The organism is Pseudomonas canadensis (assembly GCF_000503215.1).
Taxonomy (GTDB): domain Bacteria; phylum Pseudomonadota; class Gammaproteobacteria; order Pseudomonadales; family Pseudomonadaceae; genus Aquipseudomonas; species Aquipseudomonas canadensis.
Window position 1 is genome coordinate 263,225 of sequence record NZ_KI628539.1, and the last position, 22,407, is coordinate 285,631.

A 22,407-nucleotide genomic window follows, 5' to 3' on the forward strand; every position below is an offset into this window, starting at 1 on the left:
CCATGCAGCGAATCTACGAACCGGAAAACCTGATGGAAGGCGAGCTGCTGCAACAGATGCTCGCCAGCGAAGGCATCGAGGCGCACCTGGTGGGTCGGCATTTGCTCGGCGGTACCGGCGAATTGCCCATCTTCGGCCTGCTGGGCCTGGAGGTGGACAATGACCGGGCTGCGTGTGCCCGCGAGCTGATTACCGCCTACATCGGCGCACAGCCGCTACCCGGTGACGAACCCGACAGCTTCCCCGACGTGCTGGTCTGTTAGGCTGTCGGTCGGTTTACCCAAGAGTCGTGTTGCCCCATGTGTGGACGTTATGCCCTGTTTCGCTGGAATCCCGCCTTCGCTGCCTTGCCGGGCTTCCCCGCCGACCAGCAGGCTCAGTGGAACATCTCTCCGAATGATTCGGTGCTGATCCAGCGCGCCACCGACGGCCAGCGCACCCTGGCCCGCGCCCGTTGGGGCCTTACGCCGCCGTGGTTGACCGATCTTTCCCGCACGCCCGCCCATGCCCGCGCCGAAACCCTGGCCGAACAACCGATGTTCCGCGAAGCGTTCCGTCAACGCCGTTGCCTGCTGCCCGCCAATGGGTTCTACGAATGGCGCGGCACCCAGCGTAAACGCCCGTACTGGCTGACGCCGGAGGAGGGCTCCACGTTGTTTTTCGCCGCGATCTGGGAAGCCTATCCGGTGCAGGAGCAGGTGTGGCTGAGCACGGCGGTGGTGACCCAAGCGGCGCAGGCCCAGCGTCGCCCGCTGATTCTGGATGAGGCCGGGCAGGCAGCCTGGCTCGATCCCGAGACGCCGTTGCATGTATTGCAAGGCCTGCTGGCCAGTGAACCCGTCGCGTTGCGCGAGCGAGTGCTGGCCAACATGGTCAACGATCCGAAGCTCAACGGGCCGGAGTGCCTGACCCCGGCTTAGACCTTGAACTGATTGATCAGCCGGCGCTGCTGCTCCGCCAGCTTGGTCAAGTCCGCACTGGCCGCGCTGGATTCATCCGCGCCGCCTGCTACTTCATTGGCCACCTGGCCGATATTGATCACGTTGCGATTGATGTCCTCGGCCACCGCGCTCTGTTCTTCGGCGGCACTGGCGATCTGGGTGTTCATGTCGTTGATCACCGAGACGGCCTGGGTGATCGTCTCCAGCGCTTCGGCCGCCTTGGCCGCGTGTTGCACGCTTTCATCGGTGCGGTTCTGGCTGTCCTCCATCACCCGCACCACGTCCCGCGTGCCTTGTTGCAACTGCTGGATCATGGTCTGGATTTCTTCGGTGGCCTTCTGGGTCTTTTGCGCCAGGTTGCGCACTTCGTCGGCGACCACCGCAAAACCACGGCCTTGCTCGCCAGCCCGCGCCGCCTCGATGGCCGCATTGAGCGCCAGCAGGTTGGTCTGTTCGGCAATCCCGCGAATCGCCGTGAGGATGGCGTTGATGTTCTCGCTGTCCTTGGCGAGCGCCTGCACGACGCCGACTGCCTTGCCGATTTCCTCGGCCAGTGCGCCGATGGAGGTCGAGGTGTCGCGCACAATGCGCATGCCCTGGCTAGCGGCCTGGTCGGCGTGGCTGGCGGCTTGTGCGGCCTGGGTGGCGTTGCGCGCAACATCTTGCGCAGTCGCGGTCATCTGATGCACAGCTGTGGCGACCTGGTCGATTTCTACCATCTGTTTGTGCACGCCCTGGTTGGTGCGGATCGCGATGTCGGCAGTGTGTTCCGAGGAGTCGCTGACCTTCTGCACCGAACTCACCACCTGGGTGATCATGCCCTGCAGCTTGATCAAGAAGGTGTTGAAGCCGCTGGCGATCGCGCCCAGCTCATCGGCGCGGTCACTGGTCAGGCGCCGTGTCAGGTCGCCTTCGCCCTGGGCGATGTCATTGAGCATCGCGACCATTTGCTTGAGCGGACGAGCGATGCCGTGGCCGACCAGCCAGATCACCAGCAAGCCGATACCGGCGATCAACAAACCGGCGATGGTCATGCCGAAGATGTCAGTCTTGCGCTGGGCTTCCAGGTCGCTTTGCAGCTTCTGCGAATCGGCCATCACGGCGCTGAGGGGCAGTTGCAGCATCAGCGTCCAGCGTGCGTCAGCCTGGCCGATATTGAACGGTAGGAACAGTTCGATATGCCCGTGTTCCTTATCGATGTCGTAGCGCACTTCGCCGACTTTCAACTGGCCAAGGTTGGCCAGTTCATTGTTGTCGAGCAGGTCGGTGGCCTTTTCGCCGAGCTTGCTGGCGTCCTTGGTGTAGGCCACCAGGCGACCGTTGCTGGAGATCAGCGCGAGTTCACCGGCGCCGTTGTAGAGTTTTTGATCGGCGCTGGTGAGCATGTCCTGGATGAAGTTGACCGACAGGTCGGCACCGACGATGCCTTGGAAGGTGCCGTCGATCATAATCGGTTCGATGAACGAAGCCAGCATCACCATTGCGTTGCCCACCTTATAAGGGGCAGGGTCGATGGCGCAGGCCTTTTTGTTTTCCTTGGAGCAAAGGTAGTACTCACTCGCGCGCACGCCAGTGGAGAGGATGTTCTGATCGTTGACATCGGCGAGCTTGTCCAGGCCCAGGCTGCCATCGGCGTTGCGATACCACCAGGGAAGGAAGCGGCCGTCTGCGGCCATGCCGACAATGGGGGTGTTCACGTAGGCTGCGTCGTTGTGGTCGATCGCATTGGGCTCCCAGCCGATGTAGGCGCCGAGGATCTTCGGGTTACGCACCACGGTTTCATGCAGCAGATTGATCAGTTGCTCGCGGCCGACTTGCAGGGCCGGCTCGCCCTTGGCGTCTTTCATGCCGAGCAGGGCGTTGGCGGTGGCCAGGCTCTTGGCGGTCACCAAGGGGGCTTCCAGTTCGCGCTGGATCAAGGTGGCCTGGGTTTGCGCCAGGGCGGTCAGGCGCTGCTCGATGATCTGGTCGAATTGCACCTGGGTGCGATCCTGCACCATTTCCTGGGTCCGCGCTCCGGCAAACAAGGCGTACAGCACCAGCACCGCGACCACGCTGAGGACAATCGCCCCGGCCAGTGCCGCGACAGAAAATTGGATCGACTTGAATTTCATGAAAACTCCGGGCACAGGGGAGAGAATCCGCCTTTTTGTATCGGCCACGGGCGCGCTGGGCATGAGGGGGTGTCCTGCAAAAATGTTCGGAGTGTCGCAAATGGAAAGCCCATCGCCGTTATTGGCGCCGTGGGATGTATCCGAAAATCAGCGGTTACACGTCTGGTGTATCTGGCGTCGATACAAACGAGCGCCTACGATACGCGCCATGTTTGAAGGGCGTGTTTTCAGGGAGAGGTTCATGAAGAAGTCATTGGTAGTTAGCGGTCTGGTTGCAGCGATGCTGCTGGCCGGGTGTCAGTCGGTCAACACCACCAGCGGCGGCGCCGTTGGGGTTGAGCGCAAGCAGTACATGTTCAGCATGCTGTCGAGCCAGGAAGTCGACCAGATGTATGCCCAGTCCTACCAGCAGACCCTGGGGGAGGCCAGCAGCAAGGGCCAACTGGATAAGACCAGCGCCAACGCCAAGCGCGTGCAGGCCATCGCCAACCGCTTGATCGCCCAGGCGCCGACGTTCCGTGCGGATGCCGCGCAGTGGAAGTGGGAAGTGAACCTGATCAAGAGCGACGAGATGAACGCCAACTGCGGGCCTGGCGGCAAGATCTTCGTGTACAGCGCCTTGATCGACAACCTCAAGCTCACCGATGACGAGCTGGCCGCCGTGATGGGCCATGAAATTGCCCACGCCTTGCGTGAACACGGCCGTGAAGCCATGTCCAAGGCCTACGGAATCGAGATGGCCAAGCAGGGCGCCGGTGCATTGTTCGGCCTCGGCCAGGACAGCTTGGCATTGGCCGATACCGTGGCCAACTACGGCATGACCTTGCCCAACAGCCGCAGCAATGAAAACGAAGCGGACCTGATCGGCCTGGAGCTGTCGGCCCGTGCCGGCTACAACCCGAACGCGGCTATCACGCTGTGGAACAAGATGGCCAAGGCTTCGGAAGGTGCGCCGCCGGAGTTCATGAGTACTCACCCGGCGTCCGACAGCCGAATCGCCTCGTTGCAGGCGGCGATTCCGAAGGTGATGCCGCTGTACCAGCAGGCAAAAAAATCCTGAGTTAACGCTGACCCTTTGTAGGAGCCCGGCTTGGCGAATCGCCGGACTCCTACAAGGTGTGTGCTAGATCCAGCCGCTGCTTTGCATAGCTTTGTACACGGCCACAATCGCCAGGACGAAGAACGCAGTAGCCGCCAGTCGACGAATCAGCGTCAACGGCAGTTTCTCCGCTGCAAAATTCCCCGCCAAGACCACCGGCACGTTGGCAATCAGCATGCCCAGGGTCGTCCCGATAATCACCAGCCACAACTCCGGGTACTGCGCCGCCAGCATCACCGTGGCGATCTGGGTTTTGTCACCGATTTCCGCGAGGAAGAACGCGATCAGCGTGGTCAGGAACGGGCCGAATTTGCGTGTGGTGCTGGCTTCGTCATCGTCGAGTTTGTCTGGAACCAGTGTCCACAAGGCCGTGGCGCAGAAACTCGCTGCGAGGATCCAGTGCAACACTGCATCCGAGAAGAAACTGCCGAACCAGGCCCCCACGGCACCAGCGGCCGCATGGTTGGCCAGGGTCGCGGCGACGATGCCGGCGATGATCGGCCAGGGTTTGCGAAAGCGTGCGGCAAGGATGAGCGCGAGCAGTTGCGTCTTGTCGCCGATTTCGGCCAAGGCAACGATTGCGGTAGGAACGAGTAATGAATCCAGCATCAGGTAAGTTTCCAGGGGCGGGTCGACACGGCTATGACACGTACAGCCTTCCCGCCCCGGGTAAGGTGTGCGTGTCATAGGTCTTGTCAAACCCCGGTCCGTCTGTGCGGACTCCTGGGTCGCATACGCCATGGTCTGCTGACCAAGTATGTTGACGTATGCCGGACGAGCGTGGCGCTCGTGGGAGACTACTCCCCTAGGACGGAGCGGATTCTGCCTAGGCAAAATCCATTCGGCAAGCCTTCTTTTTCAAACGCCCGTCAGCCGCGCTTGGCACGGTAGATGCGAAAACCGTTGCCTTCGGCCTTGATCGCGCACACGCCCAAGTGTTCTTCGATCAGCGGTTGGTACTTCAGGAAGCTGTTAGCAACCAGGCGAAGTTCGCCGCCTTTTGCCAGGTGTTTCGCCGCTTTTCGCAGCAGATTCTCAGTGGCGAAATAATCGGTATGCACACCGACATGGAACGGTGGATTGCTCAAAATCGCGTTCAAACCCATCGGTGCCGCGTCGATGCCATCGCCGGTCAATACCTCGGCTTCCAGACCATTGGCGGCCAGGGTCAAGCGACTGCTGGCGGCGGCGAAGGCATCCACGTCGAGCATCGTCACTATGTTGTGCGGGTAGCGACGTTTTACCGCCGCCCCCAGCACGCCGGCGCCACAACCAAAGTCCAGTAGATGGCCGCTTGGCAGCTTGTCCAGGTGCTCCAGCAACAGTTCCGTGCCGCGATCCAGGCGCCCGTGGCTGAACACCCCCGGCAAGCTCACCACCTTCAGCGGGCCCTCGGCCAACGGCACGTCGAAGACCTGCGCGAGGCTCTCCAGCTCAACCGCTTGCGGGGCGTTGACCACGGTGATCTGCCACAGTTGGCAGTGCCGCGCGCTGTCGAGTTTGCGCGGTTTGCCGAAGGGGATCAGCTGTTTGGCGGCGCTTTCGATCCCGGCTTTCTTCTCGCCGACCAAAAACAGCTCGGCGCCGGGCAAGCGCGAGGCCACGGCGTTGAGCAGGTAGTCGGTGAGGTCCTTGGACTTGGGCAGGAAGATCACTGCGGTATCAAACGCCTGCTCCGGCACGTTTACGCCGAACTGGCTGCGTTCAGGGAAGCGTGCATCGAGCGCCGCCTGATCGCCGGCATGCCAACACCAGCCGTGAGCATTGGGCAGACGACCCAGCAGGTCGTCGGCAGGCAACCCCACCAACAGCAGGTTGCCTTGAAAAAGTTCGGCCTGACGAAGCAGTACTTCACTGCGCGGATCCATGGTCTGCTCCTTGAAAAGGGGCGCAGTTTATCAACTGACGACGCGCAGCGGGGCCCCGTTGAAAAAGCCCCGGGCGTTTTCCGCCAGTTGGCCGACGATGCGCTGGCGCGCTTCGCGACTGCCCCAGGCGTTGTGCGGGGTCACGATCAGCCGAGGGATGTCACCGGCCAACAGCGGATTGCCGTCCACCGGCGGTTCCACGCTCAGTACATCGGTGGCCGCGCCGCCCAGATGGCCGCTGCGCAAGGCGTCCGCCAGGGCCTGCTCATTGATCAAACCACCGCGCGCGGTGTTGACCACAAACGCGCCAGGCTTGAGCAGCGCCAGCTCGCGGGCGCCGATAAAGTCGCGGGTGTGTTCGTTGAGCGGGCAGTGCAGGGTGAGTGCGTCCACCTGCGCCAGCAACTCATCCAGTGGCACGCGGTCAGCGCGGGCCGGGCGGCCTGGAATCGCGCCGAGCAGGACACGCATGCCGAACGCTTCAGCCAGTCGCGCGACGGCGCCGCCCAATTCGCCATGGCCTAGCAGGCCGAGGGTCTTGCCTTCCAGTTCCACGATCGGATGGTCCAGCAGGCAGAACTGCTTGGCCTCCTGCCACTTACCGGCGCTCACGTCTCTTTGGTAATCCTTCAAGCGCGTCGCCAGGTTGAGCAACAGCATGATCGTGTGCTGCGCCACCGACGGCGTGCCATAGCCCTGGCAGTTGCTCACGGTGATGCCATGGGCGCGGGCGGCGTCGAGGTCGACGTTGTTGGTGCCGGTGGCCGACACCAGGATCAGCTTGAGGTCCGGGCAGGCCGCCAGGGTTGCGGTGTTGAGGGCGATCTTGTTGCTGATGACCACGTGGGCACCTTGCACGCGTTCGATCACATTCTGCGGCGTGGTGCCGGTAAACAGCTGCAACTCGCTGAAGGTGTCTCGCAGCTCGCTGAGGTCGAGGTCCCCCAAGTCCAGGGACGGGTGATCAAGGAAGACGGCGCGGCGATTGTTCGTCATCAACTGTACCTTTTGCGACAGGGTTCGAAGGCGTAATCTCCCGAGCCTATCAGATGAAATAATCAGTTACTTAATTGGAGTGAGCATGTACGCCGCCGAATTTTTGACCGTAGCCCTGATTCACTTGTTGGCGGTGGCCAGCCCCGGCCCGGATTTCGCGGTAGTGGTGCGTGAAAGCGTGACCCACGGCCGTCGCGCCGGAACCTGGACTGCGCTGGGCGTCGGCTCGGCGATTTTCCTGCACGTGGGTTATTCGTTGCTCGGTATCGGCTTGATCGTGTCCCAGTCCATCGTGCTGTTCAACGCCCTGAAATGGGCAGCCGCCGCCTACCTGCTGTACATCGGCTTCAAGGCCCTGCGCGCGCAGCCGGCCAAGTCTGTAGCTGAGGGCGAGTTGCATCGCGAAGCGGGCGAGCGCACGCCGCGTGGTGCGTTTACCGCCGGTTTCGTGACCAATGGCTTGAACCCCAAGGCCACGCTGTTCTTCCTGTCGTTGTTCACCGTGGTGATCAACCCCCACACACCGCTAGCGATCCAGGCCGGTTACGGTGTGTACCTGGCAGTGGCGACGGCGCTGTGGTTCTGCCTGGTGGCGATGCTGTTCAGCCAGCAGCGCGTGCGTGCCGGGTTTGCGCGGATGGGCCACTGGTTTGATCGGACCATGGGCGCGGTGTTGATTGCCATCGGCGTGAAACTGGCATTCACCAGCATGAAATAGGCTGGATGCTGGCGCAAAGCTAGCATTCATTGGGGTCTGCAAATCATTCCTTTGGCTGATTTGGCTGAAACATATGCGCTCTACAGTGCAGTTCTTTCAGCCAAGACCATGCAGTCATAAAAGGGATTCGTATGTTGCAGACCCGTGTTATCCCGCCCGCCGAAGGTGCGTACCAATACCCGCTGTTGATCAAACGCCTGTTGATGTCCGGCACCCGCTATGAAAAGACCCGGGAAATCGTCTACCGCGACAAACTGCGCTACACCTACCCCACCCTGATCGAGCGCGTTGCGCGTCTGGCCAATGTGCTGACTGAAGCGGGCGTGAAGGCCGGTGATACCGTGGCGGTGATGGACTGGGACAGCCACCGTTACCTGGAATGCATGTTTGCCATCCCGATGATTGGCGCGGTGATCCATACCATCAACGTGCGCCTGTCGCCGGAACAGATCCTCTACACCATGAACCACGCCGAAGACCGCTTTGTGCTGGTCAACAGTGAGTTCGTGGGGCTTTACCAGGCAATTGCCGGGCACCTGACCACGGTCGACAAGACCCTGCTGCTCACCGATGGCGAGTCCAAGACCGCCGAGCTGCCAAACCTGGTGGGCGAGTACGAAACACTGCTCGCCGCCGCCAGCCCGAAGTATGACTTCCAGGACTTCGACGAACACTCCGTTGCCACCACCTTCTACACCACTGGCACCACCGGTAACCCCAAGGGCGTGTATTTCACTCACCGCCAGTTGGTGCTGCACACCATCGGTGTGGCGACCATTATGGGCAGCGTCGACAGCGTGCGGTTACTTGGCACCAATGACGTGTACATGCCGATCACGCCGATGTTCCACGTGCACGCCTGGGGCTTGCCGTATGTGGCGACCATGCTCGGCCTGAAGCAGGTCTACCCTGGCCGCTACGACCCGGAATACCTGGTGGAGCTGTGGCGCAAGGAAAAGGTCACTTTTTCCCACTGCGTACCGACCATCCTGCAAATGGTGCTCAATGCCAAGGCTGCCCAGGACGTGGATTTCGGTGGCTGGAAAATCGTCATCGGCGGCAGTGCGCTCAATCGTTCGCTGTATGAAGCCTCCAAGGCGCGTGGCATTCAGTTGACCGCCGCGTATGGCATGTCCGAGACCGGGCCGCTGGTGTCCTGCGCCCACCTCAACGAAGAGTTGATGGCTGGCAGCGAGGATGAACGCACGACTTACCGCATCAAGGCGGGCGTGCCCGGGCCGTTGGTGGACGCCGCGATCATTGATGGCGACGGCAACTTCCTACCGGCCGACGGTGAGTCCCAGGGTGAGCTGGTGCTGCGCGCGCCATGGCTCAGCGAAGGCTATTTCAACGAGCCGCAAAAGGGCGCCGAGCTGTGGGAAGGCGGCTGGATGCACACCGGCGACGTCGCCACGCTGGATGCATTCGGCGTGATCGACATCCGCGACCGCATCAAGGATGTGATCAAGACCGGCGGCGAGTGGATCTCGTCCCTGGCCCTCGAAGACCTGGTCAGCCGCCACCCGGCGGTACGCGAAGTAGCGGTGGTGGGCATTGCCGATCCGCAGTGGGGCGAGCGCCCGTTTGCCTTGCTGGTGGTGCGTGATGGCCATGTGATAGGGGCCCGTGAGCTCAAGGAACACCTCAAGCCGTTCGTGGAGTTGGGCCACTTGAGTAAGTGGGCGATTCCGAGCCAGATTGCCGTTGTTACTGAAATTCCCAAGACGAGTGTAGGAAAACTCGACAAAAAACGTATCCGTATCGACATCATCGAATGGCAGGCCAACAACAGCACCTTCCTGTCCACCCTGTGACGCCCCCCGCCGTGCCCTTTCGGGCACGGCAATGCTCTATCTGGCGCCTTTACTTGTGATTTGCCGATTTTCAGCCATCCTTGCCGCGTCGGCCTTCGCCGACGTGGCGAAAGGGTCGTGGCAGACGGGTCGGTGATGCAAATCACACTTTAGAGGGATCAAGCACTACCCCCTGCTGGCTATAGTCCCTTCCAGAGTTTTTCACGGATGTTCCGCTTCGGGCCATGGAGGCTCGGCTGCCGAGCGGCATTGGAATCGTTGTATTCCGGCCGTTACACGCATCACAGAAAGAACTCACTGCCATAACAATAAAATGCACATGGAGTAGCGTCGATGACCTCAGTAAACCAGTTCTGGCGCCGGGCAAGACTGCCCCTGGCCGTCAGTCTCGCTTCTACGCTCGCCGGGCCCGCATTCGGCGTCAGTTTCAATATCGGTGAAATCGAAGGGAGCTTTGACTCGTCGCTTTCCGTGGGGGCGAGCTGGTCAACAGCCAAGCCCAACAGCGATCTGATCGGCGTCAACAACGGTGGCAAGGGCCTGTCCCAGACCTCCGATGACGGTCACTTGAACTTCAAGCGTGGGGAGACCTTCTCGAAGATTTTCAAGGGCATTCATGACCTGGAACTGAAGTATGGCGATACCGGTGTGTTTGTGCGGGGCAAGTACTGGTATGACTTTGAGCTCAAAGACGAAAGCCGTCCCTTCAAGGACATCAGTGACAACAACCGTAAAGAAGGCGCCAAGTCCTCTGGCGGGCAGATTCTCGATGCGTTCATCTACCACAACTACAACATTGCCGATTTGCCAGGATCGGTGCGGTTCGGCAAGCAGGTAGTAAGCTGGGGTGAAAGTACCTTCATCGGCGGCGGTATCAACTCCATCAACCCGATCGACGTGTCTGCGTTCCGTCGTCCCGGCGCCGAGATCAAGGAAGGCTTGATCCCGGTCAACATGTTCTATGTGTCGCAGACCTTGACCGATAATCTCTCGGCCGAAGCGTTCTATCAGCTTGAGTGGGACCAGACGGTTACCGATAACTGCGGCACGTTCTTCTCCCAGCCCGATGTGATTTCTGACGGTTGCACTGATAATCTGCGCGTGCTGAACAGCCGTCGCACCTTGACTCCAGCCCAACAGGCGGGTCTGAGAGCGTTTGGTGTGGACGTTAACAATGAGGGCGTCCTGGTTCGTCGTGGTCCGGACCGTGACGCTCGTGACAGCGGCCAGTTCGGCGCTGCATTTCATTACAACTATGAGCCGCTGGACACAGAGTTCGGTGCTTATTTCATGAACTACCACAGCCGGGCGCCGATCTTTAGTGCACAAGGCGCGCGACCCCCTGTTTATGCAACGAATAACCCGCTGATTGTCGCAGGCAACTCCAACTACTTCGTCGAGTATCCGGAAGATATCCGCCTCTACGGATTGAGCTTCTCCACCACGCTGCCTACTGGCACTGCCTGGAGTGGCGAGTTGAGCTATCGGCCGAATGCGCCTGTGCAACTGAGCACGACCGACATTCTTTTCGCGGGTGTCACGCCGATTCCTGGTTACGGCAACGCGTCGGTGCTCAAAGGCAAACCCGGCCAGGACCTGCATGGCTACAACCGCAAGGAAGTCACCCAGTTCCAAACCACCTTCACGCACTTCTTCGATCAAGTCATGGGCGCCAGCCGCTTGACCACTGTTGGTGAAATCGGCGTTACCCACGTCGGTGGGCTGGAAAGTAAATCCGAGGCACGTTATGGCCGTGACCCAGTCTTTGGTCCGGGTTCGTTACCTGGGGGGTTCTGCAACGCGCTCAACAACTCCACAGCACAAGGCGGTGGTTTGCCTAATGCCGCCAGCCTGAATACCAACTGCAACAACGACGGTTACACCACCGCCACCTCCTGGGGCTACCGCGCTCGCGCCATCTGGGAATACCCGGACGTGTTCGCAGGCGTCAACCTCAAGCCAAACGTGGCGTGGTCCCACGACGTCAAAGGTTACTCGCCAGGCCCTGGCGGTAACTTCGAAGAAGGTCGCAAGGCGGTCAGCCTGGGCCTGGATGCCGAGTACCAGAACACCTACACCGCCAGCCTGGCCTACACCAACTTCTTTGGTGGCAAGTTCAGTACGGTGGATGACCGCGACTTCGTCGCTTTGAGCTTCGGCGCCAACTTCTAAGCACACTGCATTTCAGGAAGACCAGAACATGAAAATAACCAAAAGTCTGTTGCACGTGGGTGTGCTTGGGCTGTCGATCCTGGCGAGCAATGTCATGGCGGCAGTGTCGGCGGATGAAGCCGCCAAGCTGGGCACGACCCTGACGCCGATGGGCGCCGAAATGGCCGGCAACGCGGCGGGTACTATTCCAAAATGGTCGCCGCTGCCCACCAACGCTGGCGCTGTTGACGCCCGTGGATTCCTGGCCAACCCATACGCCACTGAACAACCGCAATTCACCATCACCGCGGCGAACGTCGAGCAGTACAAGGACAAGCTGGCGCCGGGGCAGTACGCGATGTTCAAGCGTTACCCGGAGACCTTCAAAATGCCGGTCTACCCTACCCATCGCGGCGCCACGGTGCCAGCGGATGTGTTTGCGGCCATCAAGAAGAACGCCACCACCACCAACCTGGTGTCTGGTGGCAACGGCCTGGAAAACTTCGAAACCGCCGTACCGTTCCCGATTCCAAAAAGCGGCGTGGAAGTGATCTGGAACCACATCACTCGTTATCGCGGTGGCAGCGTGACCCGCCTGGTGACCCAGGCCACACCGCAAACCAATGGCTCTTACAGCCTGGTGTACTTCCGCGACCAGTTCGTATTTCGCGACAAGATGAAAGACTTCGACCCGAAAAATCCGGGCAACGTGCTGTTCTACTTCAAGCAGCAAGTGACTGCGCCGGCACGTCTGGCCGGTGGTGTGCTGCTGGTGCACGAAACCCTGGACCAGGTGAAGGAACCGCGTTCGGCGTGGGTCTACAACGCCGGCCAGCGTCGTGTGCGCCGCGCGCCACAAGTGTCCTATGACGGACCAGGCACCGCAGCCGATGGCCTGCGTACCTCCGACAACCTCGATATGTACAACGGTGCTCCGGATCGCTACGACTGGAAGCTGGAGGGCAAGAAAGAAATCTACATCGCCTCCAACAGCTACAAGATCGATGATCCGAAGCTCAAATACGCCGACATCATCAAGGCTGGCCACATCAACCAGGACCTGACCCGCTACGAGCTGCGCCGCGTCTGGCATGTGGTCGCCACCTTGAAGGAAGGCCAGCGCCACATCTATGCCAAGCGTGACTTCTTCATTGACGAAGACACCTGGCAAGCAGCGGTCATCGATCACTACGACGGTCGTGGCCAACTGTGGCGCGTGGCGGAAGCCCATGCCGAGAACTACTACGACAAGCAAGTGCCGTGGTACGCCCTGGAAACCCTCTACGACCTGCAGTCCGGCCGCTACCTGGCGCTGGGCATGAAGAACGAAGAGAAGCAGGCGTATGACTTTGGCTTCACCGCCACCACCAGCGACTTCACCCCGGCGGCGTTGCGCCAGGATGGTGTTCGCTAACCCCAAGCCCCCCAATCTGGGAGCCGCCCCCCTGTAGGAGCTGGCTTGCCAGCGATAGCATCCCCTTGGTGTAACAGACACACCGAGGTGCCTGCATCGCCAGCAAGTCGGCTCCTACTTTTTTGTGGTGAGATTTTTTGTCGCAGTTCTTTTCAGGCAAATGTTGCAAAGATCTACAAACCCGCCGCTTTTACCGCTAGTCTGCGGACATCTGCAATGCCGACAACAGCCTTCTACAAGAGCCCGGCGATGACTGATCTGTCCCGAATCCAAGGGCCTGCCAGTGCGGTAATCCCGACCCTGGAAGGTCGCTTCTACAGGCCACCGCTGCCTGACGGCTATGTGCTGCGCCCGCGCCTGTGCGAACGCCTGAGCGCCGGGCTGGAAGGGCGGTTGCTGCTGGTCAGCGCACCGGCTGGGTTTGGCAAGAGTTCGTTGGCGGTGGAGTTCTGCCAGAGCCTGCCGGCCCATTGGCAAAGCCTATGGCTGGGCCTCAGCCCACGGGATAACGACCCCGGGCGTTTCCTCGAACGCCTGCTCGACGGCTTGCAGCAATTTTTCCCGCAACTTGGCGCCCAATCCCTGGGCCTGCTGAAAATGCGCCAGCGTCACCAGCCCTTTGCCTTTGAAGAATGGCTCGATGGCCTGCTCGACGAGCTGGCTGTGCACCTGTCCGCCCGTGCGCCGCTGTTGCTGGTGCTGGATGATTACCATCTGGCCCAGGGGCCGGTGCTCGACCGTTGCCTGCAGTTTTTCCTCAATCATTTGCCTGATGGCCTGGTGGTATTGGTCACCAGCCGCCAGCGCCCGGACTGGCATCTGGCGCGACTGCGATTGTCGCGTCATCTGCTGGAGCTGCACGAACAGGACTTGCGCCTGACGCACGACGAATCACTGGCAGTGCTGGATCGCCACAGCAACTCATTGCGTGGCGAAGCGCTGGATAACCTGATCCGTCGCAGCGAAGGCTGGGTTGCCGGCCTGCGCTTCTGGCTGTTGGCCGCCTCCGAGGCCGGCAGCGACGGCGCCTTGCCGCAAAGCCTGCACGGCGGCGAAGGGCTGATTCGCGATTACCTGCTGGAAGAAGTCATCGACTGCCTGCCGACCGAAGTGCAGGCGTTTTTGTACGACACCGCTCCTCAGGACCGATTTTGCAGCGAACTCTGCGACGCGGTGCGTGAAGCCCACGACAGTGCCGAAATCTTGCGTTACCTGCAGGCGCACCAAGTGTTCTTGGTGCCGCTGGACGAGCAGGGGCATTGGTACCGTTATCACCATCTTTTTTCGGACTTGCTGCGCACGCGTCGTGCCAGCAGCAATGTGCTGCCGGCTGCCAGCCTGCACCTGCGCGCGTGCCGCTGGTTCAATGCCCAAGGCTTGATCGATGAAGCGGTGGAGCAGGCGTTGCGCGCCGGTCATCTGGATGTGGCTGCGAATCTGGTACAAAACCTTTCCGAAGAACAGCTGCTGGCCGAGCAGAACGTAGGCATGTTGCTGCGCTGGAAAATGGACTTGCCTGACAGCCTGCTGATCAGCACGCCGCGCTTGATCGTGCTCTACAGCTGGGCTTTGGGCCTGGCCTGCCAGTTGGATGCGGCAGAAGAGCTGTCCAGCTACCTCAGCCGCTTCCTGCCGGCACCGTCGGCCACCGCGCAGAAATCGATGTTGGCCCAGTGGCTGGCTCTGAGCGGGATTATCGCCCGTGGTCGGGGCGATCGCGAGCTGACCCAGCGCTATTGCAGCGAAGCGTTGGAAAGCTTGCCGCAACGGCGTTACGGCCAGCGGTTGATGTGCTTGTCGACCCTGTCCAACCTGGCCATTGTCGATGCCGACCTCTGGCGTGCGCGAGGCCTGAACCGCGAATCCCTGGAGCTGGCGCAGCGCGTCGGCAATCCCTTGTTCGAAGCCCTGGCCCATTACGACCGTGCGCGAGTATTGCAGGCGCGCGGTGAAATCCTGCGTTCCCTGGACGAAGTGCGCCAAGGCCTGCAACGCCTGCACGGCTTGGCGCCGCAGCGCTTGTATGCGGTGCGTGCGCGTTTATCGCTCTACGAGGGTTTTTTGTTGCTGGTGCGGCTCCAGCCCGAAGCCGGGCTCGCCCGTTTGCGCGCCGGTCTTGCTGAAGCGAGGGCTTGCCGCGACATCAGTGTGTTGATCGGCCATTGCGTGATCGCCAATTTCGAAGGGCGCCGCGGTGACTTTGGTGCAGCCTTCGCCGAACTCTCCGAGGCTGAGCGGCTGATGCATATCTGGGATGTGCCGCCGATCTACTACCTGGCAATGATCACCCTGATCAAGTGCGAGCTGTGGCTGGCCCAGGGCCGAACCGACTTGGCTGACGCCTGGTTGACGCGTCTGGGGCAAACCTACAATGGCGAACACGCCGCCGCCGCGCCGGAGTTCCACCCACACCTGCCGCAGCACATCGGGCTTCAACAGGCTGCGTTGGACGCGACTCGCCACCAACCGGCGGCGGCGTTGCAACGTCTCGAAGAGTTGGCAATACAGGCTCATAACAGTGGGCGTCAGATGATCGCGCTGATGGCCCTGACCCAGCGGGTGCAACTGTTGCTGGGGGAGGGGCAGGAGGCAAAGGCGCGTCCAGTGTTTGCCCAAGCCCTTGAGGCCGGGGCAGGTGGCGCGTTGCAACCCTTCGAACGATTGCTGGAAACCCACCCGGACTGGATGCGCGAGCAGCTTGCCAAAGATCCCCATGGGCTGCTGAGCCAGAGCCTGCTGGCGCTGTTACCGGCGGTTGCAGCGGTGGAGGCAGCTTCGACTCATGAGGCATTGAGCGCCCGAGAGCTGGCGGTGCTGCAATTGATCGCTCAGGGTTGCTCCAATCAGGAGATCAGCAACCGGTTGTTTATCTCACTGCACACGGTCAAGACTCACGCGAGCCATATCAACAGCAAGCTGGGTGTGGAGCGTCGTACCCAGGCGGTGGCGCGGGCGCAGGAACTGAGGTTGATCGGCTAGGGACGCCCCAGTCTGTTTTAATGGCGCAATTATTCTGGTGATATTCGCCCGGAATCGACATTTCATTTGCACGACAGGACCCCGAATGGAAACCGCCAAGCCGACCCTTATCCGTGAAACCTTCCCCGTCGGCCCCTTGCAGTGCAACTGCACCATCATCGGCGACCCCATCAGCAAAAAGGCCATCGTGGTCGACCCAGGCGGCAACCATGAGCTGATCCTGGCGCGGCTCGATGCCCTGGGATTGAAAGTGGTGAGCATCATCCACACCCATGCCCATCTGGATCACTTCCTGGCGTCCGGCCAGTTGAAGGAGAAGACCGGTGCCACCTTGCACCTGCACAAAGAAGATCAATTCCTTTGGGACAATCTGGAAATGCAATGCCAGATGTTTCGCGTGCCCTATATCCCTGTGCCTTCGCCGGACCGTTGGCTGGAACATGATGAAGAGTTGGCCTGCGGCTGTGGCGTGGCGTTGCACACACCCGGTCACACTCCGGGGTCGATGAGCTTCTGGTTTGCTGATGCCAAGCTGCTGATTGCCGGCGACACACTGTTCCGTCGCGGTATCGGGCGCACCGATTTGTGGGGCGGCGACCAGGCGACCATCGTGCGCTCGATCAAGCAGCGCCTGTACACCCTGGACGAGGGCGCGACGGTGGTGACCGGTCACGGGCCGGATACCCGGCTGGGCGATGAAATGCGCGAGAATCCTTTCGTGCGGGCGTGAAGGAATAATTGCCGGGCAGAACGCGTTCTATTTCAGGTAAACCTTGTAGCAAAAACTCAGGTCGTGTTCAGGATGCGTCTGCTACGGTTTCTGTAGCCACGGAATTTTTACCGTTTGTCGCGTTCCAAACTCGGCACAGGTCCATTGCCAATGTCCTTTGCACCATAGAATGCAAACGTAGGAGCTCCCTTCATGTTCACTTCGCGTCGTCTGCTTGTTGTCGCTACCGTTGTAGCCCTGTTGTCCGGCTGCGCATCACCTAATCCTTATGACGGCAGCAGCCAGGGACAGGCGAGTAATGAATCCGGCGGGATGAGCAAGACCGCCAAGTACGGCGGCCTGGGTGCCCTGGCCGGTGCATTGGCCGGTGCGGCCATCGACCACAACAACCGTGGCAAGGGCGCGCTGATCGGTGCCGTCGTTGCGGGTGCCGGTGCCGCAGGGTACGGCTACTACGCCGACCAACAGGAAAAGAAACTGCGTGAAAGCATGGCCAACACCGGTGTTGAGGTTCAGCGCCAGGGCGACCAGATCAAGCTGATCATGCCGGGCAACATCACCTTCGCGACCAACTCGGACGCGATCTCCAGCAGCTTCTACCAGCCGCTGAACAACCTGGCCAACTCGCTCAAGCAGTTCAACCAGAACACTATCCAGATCGTTGGCTACACCGACAGCACCGGTAGCCGTCAGTTGAACATGGACCTGTCTCAGCGTCGCGCCCAGAGCGTGGCTAACTACCTGACTTCCCAGGGCGTCAACGGCGCCAACCTGAGCGCCCGCGGTGCCGGCCCGGATAACCCGATTGCCAGCAACGCCGACGTCAACGGCCGTGCCCAGAACCGTCGTGTTGAAGTCAACCTCGGCCCGATCCCAGGCCAACAGTACGGCCAGCCAGGAGCCCAGCAACAGGCGCCACAACAGAACAACCAGTTCCAGGGCAATCCGTACTCGCAGTACCAGTAAATATTCGTTAATAAAAAAGGGCGCCGTAAGGCGCCCTTTTTTGTGGTTGTGTCATTACATCAATCGATGTATTCGAACACCTTCACGATTTTCTGCACACCGGACACACCCTGCACCAGGTTGGCTGCACGAGTGGCTTCAGCCTGGGTGAGCAGGCCCATCAGGTAGACGATGCCGTTGTCGGTCACGACCTTGATGCGCGAACCGGGGATCGCATTATCGGTGAGCATCTGTGCCTTGATCTTGGTAGTCAGCAGTGCGTCGTTGCTGATGGCCAGCAGAGTGATCGGGTCCATCACCTGCAATTCGTTGTGGACCTTTTTCACGCGTTGTACGGCAGCGGCGGCTTGTTCGGCCTGGGCCTTGAGGTCGGCGCGTGGCGTCTGGCCAGCGAGCAGCACAACGCCGTTGAAGCTGGTCACTACGATACGCGAAGCACCGTTGCCCAGATCGGGCGCGGCCTTGGCGACGTTGACTTCAACCTTGGTCTCGATCAGCGAGTCATCGATCTTGCTGCCGAAGGTGCGGGTGCCCTTGTCATCCTGAATAGGGGTGTCGCGTGTTGCAGTGATGGCCGTGCTGCAGCCGCTGATAGCGAGGCACAGGGTGATGGCCAAAAGGCTGAGGCGGTTAACGGTCATTCTTCACTCCCAAACAGTTGGCTGTCGATCAGATCGCACAGGCAGTGGATCGCCAGCAGGTGGACTTCCTGGATACGTGCGGTGACATTGGCCGGGACACGGATCTCAACGTCTTCAGGCAACAGCAGCGAGGCCATTCCACCGCCATCGCGTCCGGTCAATGCTACGACAATCATTTCGCGATCATGTGCGGCCTGGATCGCCTGAATAATATTCGCCGAGTTGCCGCTGGTAGAAATCGCCAGCAGCACATCGCCGGGTTGGCCTAGGGCGCGGATCTGCTTGGAGAAGATTTCGTTGTAGCTGTAGTCGTTGGCGATCGAAGTAATCGTCGACGAATCGGTGGTCAAGGCGATGGCCGGCAGGCTCGGGCGCTCACGCTCGAAGCGGTTGAGCAGCTCGGACGAGAAATGTTGGGCATCGCCGGCCGAACCGCCGTTGCCGCACGAAAGCATTTTGCCCTCGTTGAGCAAGGCATTGACCATGACCTGACTGGCTTGCTCGATGTGCGGTGCAAGTACGTCCATCGCCTGTTGCTTGGTGTCGATGCTGGCCTGGAAAAGCTGGCGAATTCGGGATTGCATGTCCATCTGTGTGACCTTAAGTAGCGCGGCTGTTTGGCACAGGAATGTGCAGCCCGCAAAGCAAAGAGCAAAAGTGTGTGGTGAAGATGTCCGGCGAATCAGCTGTCGAAGGCATCTTTGAGCCAGTTCAGATCAGCCTGACCAGACGGTGTGCTTTCTATGGCAACCACATCGAAACGGCAGGGGGCGTCGGCCCAGCGATGCTCTTCTTGCAGGAAAAACTGCGCGGCGAGTATCAGCTTTTGACGCTTGCGCCCATCAATACTGGCGAGCGCGCCACCCCATTGTGCGTGTTTTCTGTAGCGGACTTCGACGAATACTACTGTATCGCCGTCAAGCATGACCAGATCAAGCTCGCCGCGTTTACACAACCAGTTCTGCGCCAGCAGGCGCAGACCCTGTTGTTGCAAGTGTTTCAGAGCTTGTAGTTCGGCATCCTTGCCGCTTTGTGCGCTGGACCGCTCAGGCATCAGCGTGGGGTGTCCGGCAGGCGCTGGATCTCGCCGCCGACAAACTTGGCCCACGGCATCTGGCGATCAACGCGCTGGTTCGTGCTGATGCCCAGGTTGCCCGAAAGACCGTCAACACGGGTGTCCGGCAGGGCCTTGAGTTGTCCCAGGCGCGGCGCCAGGCGGTAGGCATCGACGCCCATCGCGTACAGGCGGCCGAGGCTGCCATTGGCTTGCGGCCATTGCGCGGCAACCTGATTGCGCAGTGGGTCGGTGGTGTTGAGCAGCCAAGGGGTTTCGCAGAACATCACGTTGGTCATGTCCAGGTACTGATTCTTGTCGCCGCTGGCGCTGAATACGTGAGACGTGGCGTAGACCGGCACATCACCGGCATATTGGAAGTTCAGCGTTGGCTTGATCTGTTGGGCCAGTTGCGGGGTCACGGCCAGGAAGATGAACTCGATGTCCTGGCGACGCGAAGGCTGCGCGGCCACGTCGGTGCCAACGGTGCTTTGCAGGCTTTTGGCGCGGCCTTCGCTTTTGCGCAATTGGAACAAGTCGGCAATCTGCTGGGCCAGGGCGACTGGTTGATCGACGTACTCAACCCCCATGACCTGGCCGCCATTGGCTTCCCAGTCCTGGCGGAAGGCCTTGTAGACACGCTCGCCCCATTCGCCACGCGGCACCATTGCGGCCGCACGGTGCAGGCCGTCGGCACGGGCGCGACGCGAGACTTCGCGGGCTTCGTCTTCTGCGGCCAGGCCGAATTGGAACAGTTGCGCGGGGCCTTGATCGGTCTCGCTGTAGTTCAACGCCAGCGTGGTGATCGGCAGTTGCGGGCGAGCGCTCAGCTGTTTGACCAGCGGTTTCTCCAGTGGGCCGACCACCAGTTGCACACCGTCAGCCTGGGCCTTGGCGTAGAAGTCGTCGAGAGAGTTGAGGCGCGAGCTGTCATAGAACTCAATCACCGGCGGCTTCTGCCCGGCTTGTTCAGCCTGGTAGTGCGCAGCCATGAAACCTTCACGCAGTGCCTTGCCGACGGAGGCCAACTGGCCATCCTGTGGCAGCAGCAGGGCGATCTTGGTCAGGGGCTGGCTCGCCAGCTCCTTGAGCTTGGTCAGTGGCATCGGCAATTGCACAGCGGCTGGGTGGCCTGGGTTCTGTGCGCGCCAAGTGTCGATGGCCGCTTGTTGTTGCTCCAGCGTGCCCGCGCCTTTTACCGCCTGGGCCAGGGTGATCCAGCCGTCGAGCGTGGAGTTGCCGCTGGCTTGCAGCTGTTCGGCCGGCAGGGCGGCAATCAGTACCCAGATGGCTTCATGGTTGCTTTTGGCGGCATCGCCTGTGAGCAGTGGGGCCATGGCCACGCGTTCGCGGGCGGCGGCCAAGGTCTGGCCATCGGCTTCATACGCACGGGCGTGCACGCTGCCCGTGCGGATCTGCTGTTCAGGCGGCAGCTCCTTCAGGCTTTGCAGGCTCGGGTGGTTCAGGGCAGTCAACGCGGCCTTGGGCTGGTTGCGCGCCATGGCCAGTTCGGCGGCCAGGGTGCTGGCAAACACTTGCGCGGCTGGCTTGAGGGCATCCAGGGGCACCTGCGCAAGAATCTGCGACGAGCGGCCAGGGTTGTTCTGTTTGTAGGCCATGTCTGCCGCACTCAGGCGCAGCAGCGCGGCCTTTTCTGGCGTCTTGGCGGTGGTGGCCTGTTCGAGCAGTTGCTCGATACTGGCGTCCGGGGTCCGTGGAAGGTCGCCAAGGCTGGACGAGGGCGAGCTGGCACACGCGGCCAGCAAGGCAGCGAGGCAGAGGGCGGAGAGCAGCCGCAGGCAAGCGATCATGTAAGTGTTCCTGATACCGATCAAATTAGCGTGGAATTGTACCCAAGCACTGGCCCAGGCGCGATGTTACTGGCGTGAAACCGTCGATTTAGGTCGTGCAAATGTTGCAACGGGCGTTAAACGGCTGAAAAGGCATCGCCCGTGATGGCATATTTTCCAGGCGCCTACGCGCTACAATGTCGCTTTTGCCAACCATCGAGGTGTGCGTTTTGACTGCTCCAGGTCCTTTGAATTCCACTGCAGGCTCGCTTTTTGTCGTGGCGACGCCCATTGGCAACCTGGACGACATCAGTGCCCGGGCATTGAAAGTGTTGCGCGAGGTTAAATTGATCGCGGCTGAAGACACCCGTCACTCCCAGCGGTTGATGCAGCATTTTGGTATCAGCACGCCATTAGCGGCTTGCCATGAGCACAACGAGCGCGAGGAAGGCAGTCGCTTTATTGTGCGCCTGCTGGCCGGCGACGATGTGGCGTTGATCTCTGACGCGGGCACGCCGCTGATCTCCGACCCTGGCTACCACCTGGTGCGACAGGCGCGGGCTGCTGGTATCAATGTAGTGCCTGTTCCGGGTGCGTGCGCGCTGATCGCTGCGTTGTCGGCGGCAGGCCTGCCGTCCGACCGTTTCATCTTTGAGGGTTTTCTGCCGGCTAAAGCAGTAGGGCGTCGTGCGCGCCTTCAAGCGCTGAAGGAAGAGCCGCGCACCCTGATCTTCTATGAGGCCCCGCATCGCATCCTTGAATGCCTGCAGGACATGGAGCTTGTGTTTGGCGGCGAACGCCTTGCGTTGCTGGCCCGTGAGCTGACCAAGACCTTTGAAACCCTCAAGGGCCTGCCGTTGGAAGAGCTGCGTGCGTTCGTCGAGGGCGACAGCAACCAACAACGCGGAGAGTGCGTGGTGCTGGTGGCGGGCTGGACCGCGCCTGAGGATGAAGATGCCGTGGGCAGCGAGGCCATGCGCATTCTGGATCTGCTGCTCAAGGAAATGCCACTCAAGCGTGCAGCGGCCCTTGCGGCGGAAATTACTGGCGTGCGCAAGAACCTCTTGTATCAAGCGGCGCTGGATAAGCAGAAAGCCGATTAGTTCCAGCGTTAAACCGGTATTCCGTCTGA

The 22,407-nt window shown here is 60.8% G+C and carries 19 protein-coding genes, 1 pseudogene and 1 riboswitch; of the genes and pseudogenes, 11 read left to right on the plus strand and 9 right to left on the minus strand.

Going from position 1 to position 22,407, the window contains the following annotated elements; genetic code table 11:
• Positions 1 to 2: 2 nt before the first annotated feature.
• Both U367_RS0123985 and U367_RS0123990 read left to right on the plus strand, forming a co-directional pair.
• The gene (locus U367_RS0123985) at positions 3 to 263 is read left to right on the plus strand and encodes a putative signal transducing protein (protein ID WP_028618876.1); all 261 of its coding nucleotides are present in this window, start codon (positions 3 to 5) and stop codon (positions 261 to 263) included.
• 36 nt (positions 264 to 299) lie between these two features.
• On the plus strand, positions 300 to 920 hold the full coding sequence (locus U367_RS0123990; RefSeq protein WP_028618877.1) for an SOS response-associated peptidase: 621 nt from the start codon (positions 300 to 302) through the stop codon (positions 918 to 920).
• Here U367_RS0123990 and U367_RS1000000132815 read toward each other — a convergent pair.
• Together U367_RS1000000132815 and U367_RS1000000132820 are read right to left on the minus strand one after the other, a co-directional pair.
• Entirely contained in the window at positions 917 to 1,759 is an 843-nt protein-coding gene (locus tag U367_RS1000000132815) for a methyl-accepting chemotaxis protein (RefSeq protein ID WP_394365198.1), read from the minus strand. The genes U367_RS0123990 and U367_RS1000000132815 overlap by 4 nt on opposite strands.
• Before the next feature lie 15 nt (positions 1,760 to 1,774).
• A pseudogene (locus tag U367_RS1000000132820) lies at positions 1,775 to 3,118 on the minus strand (HAMP domain-containing protein); the annotation flags it as partial.
• A gap of 178 nt (positions 3,119 to 3,296) precedes the next feature.
• On the opposite strand from U367_RS1000000132820, the gene U367_RS0124000 reads away from it, so the two are divergent.
• A complete protein-coding gene (locus tag U367_RS0124000; RefSeq protein ID WP_010213075.1) occupies positions 3,297 to 4,115 on the plus strand; it encodes a M48 family metallopeptidase in 819 nt (272 codons plus the stop codon).
• A 63-nt stretch (positions 4,116 to 4,178) separates the two neighbouring features.
• On the opposite strand, the gene U367_RS0124005 is transcribed toward U367_RS0124000, so the two are convergent.
• From U367_RS0124005 to U367_RS0124015, 3 genes are all read right to left on the minus strand, one after another.
• Positions 4,179 to 4,763, minus strand: a complete 585-nt coding sequence (locus tag U367_RS0124005; RefSeq protein WP_005784895.1) for a TMEM165/GDT1 family protein — start codon at positions 4,761 to 4,763, stop codon at positions 4,179 to 4,181.
• 88 nt (positions 4,764 to 4,851) lie between these two features.
• Positions 4,852 to 4,973: riboswitch (yybP-ykoY riboswitch) on the minus strand.
• A 50-nt stretch (positions 4,974 to 5,023) separates the two neighbouring features.
• Positions 5,024 to 6,022 carry a class I SAM-dependent methyltransferase gene (locus tag U367_RS0124010; RefSeq protein ID WP_028618879.1) on the minus strand — a complete coding sequence of 333 codons (999 nt, stop codon included), beginning with the start codon at positions 6,020 to 6,022 and terminating at the stop codon, positions 5,024 to 5,026.
• 30 nt (positions 6,023 to 6,052) lie between these two features.
• Complete coding sequence (locus U367_RS0124015; RefSeq protein ID WP_028618880.1) at positions 6,053 to 7,018, minus strand: 2-hydroxyacid dehydrogenase; 966 nt, start codon at positions 7,016 to 7,018, stop codon at positions 6,053 to 6,055.
• An 85-nt stretch (positions 7,019 to 7,103) separates the two neighbouring features.
• Between U367_RS0124015 and U367_RS0124020 the strand changes: the two genes are divergently transcribed.
• The 7 genes from U367_RS0124020 (at position 7,104) to U367_RS0124050 (ending at position 17,790) form a co-directional block, all read left to right on the plus strand.
• The gene (locus U367_RS0124020) at positions 7,104 to 7,736 is read left to right on the plus strand and encodes a LysE family translocator (protein WP_028618881.1); all 633 of its coding nucleotides are present in this window, start codon (positions 7,104 to 7,106) and stop codon (positions 7,734 to 7,736) included.
• Between the two features lie 131 nt (positions 7,737 to 7,867).
• Positions 7,868 to 9,550 carry a fatty acid--CoA ligase gene (locus U367_RS0124025; protein ID WP_028618882.1) on the plus strand — a complete coding sequence of 561 codons (1,683 nt, stop codon included), beginning with the start codon at positions 7,868 to 7,870 and terminating at the stop codon, positions 9,548 to 9,550.
• Between the two features lie 333 nt (positions 9,551 to 9,883).
• A complete protein-coding gene (locus U367_RS0124030; protein WP_028618883.1) occupies positions 9,884 to 11,722 on the plus strand; it encodes a DUF1302 domain-containing protein in 1,839 nt (612 codons plus the stop codon).
• 28 nt (positions 11,723 to 11,750) lie between these two features.
• On the plus strand, positions 11,751 to 13,115 hold the full coding sequence (locus U367_RS0124035; RefSeq protein WP_028618884.1) for a DUF1329 domain-containing protein: 1,365 nt from the start codon (positions 11,751 to 11,753) through the stop codon (positions 13,113 to 13,115).
• Between the two features lie 249 nt (positions 13,116 to 13,364).
• Complete coding sequence (locus tag U367_RS0124040; RefSeq protein WP_028618885.1) at positions 13,365 to 16,094, plus strand: LuxR C-terminal-related transcriptional regulator; 2,730 nt, start codon at positions 13,365 to 13,367, stop codon at positions 16,092 to 16,094.
• A gap of 85 nt (positions 16,095 to 16,179) precedes the next feature.
• Positions 16,180 to 16,824 (plus strand): MBL fold metallo-hydrolase, encoded by a 645-nt coding sequence (locus U367_RS0124045; protein ID WP_028618886.1) that lies wholly within the window; start codon positions 16,180 to 16,182, stop codon positions 16,822 to 16,824.
• Between the two features lie 192 nt (positions 16,825 to 17,016).
• A complete protein-coding gene (locus U367_RS0124050) occupies positions 17,017 to 17,790 on the plus strand; it encodes an OmpA family lipoprotein (protein ID WP_012722283.1) in 774 nt (257 codons plus the stop codon).
• A 59-nt stretch (positions 17,791 to 17,849) separates the two neighbouring features.
• Here the strand turns inward: U367_RS0124050 and U367_RS0124055 are convergent, their stop codons facing one another.
• The 4 genes from U367_RS0124055 to U367_RS0124070 form a co-directional block, all read right to left on the minus strand.
• Entirely contained in the window at positions 17,850 to 18,431 is a 582-nt protein-coding gene (locus U367_RS0124055; RefSeq protein WP_012722284.1) for a BON domain-containing protein, read from the minus strand.
• Positions 18,428 to 19,021 carry a phosphoheptose isomerase gene (locus U367_RS0124060; protein WP_007904374.1) on the minus strand — a complete coding sequence of 198 codons (594 nt, stop codon included), beginning with the start codon at positions 19,019 to 19,021 and terminating at the stop codon, positions 18,428 to 18,430. The genes U367_RS0124055 and U367_RS0124060 overlap by 4 nt, the downstream gene beginning before the upstream one ends.
• A 92-nt stretch (positions 19,022 to 19,113) precedes the next feature.
• Complete coding sequence (locus U367_RS1000000131150) at positions 19,114 to 19,485, minus strand: YraN family protein (protein ID WP_073860065.1); 372 nt, start codon at positions 19,483 to 19,485, stop codon at positions 19,114 to 19,116.
• On the minus strand, positions 19,485 to 21,296 hold the full coding sequence (locus U367_RS0124070) for a penicillin-binding protein activator (protein ID WP_028618888.1): 1,812 nt from the start codon (positions 21,294 to 21,296) through the stop codon (positions 19,485 to 19,487). The genes U367_RS1000000131150 and U367_RS0124070 overlap by 1 nt, the downstream gene beginning before the upstream one ends.
• 176 nt (positions 21,297 to 21,472) lie before the next feature.
• Between U367_RS0124070 and rsmI the strand changes: the two genes are divergently transcribed.
• Complete coding sequence (rsmI, locus tag U367_RS0124075; RefSeq protein WP_161634132.1) at positions 21,473 to 22,378, plus strand: 16S rRNA (cytidine(1402)-2'-O)-methyltransferase; 906 nt, start codon at positions 21,473 to 21,475, stop codon at positions 22,376 to 22,378.
• Positions 22,379 to 22,407: the final 29 nt, after the last annotated feature.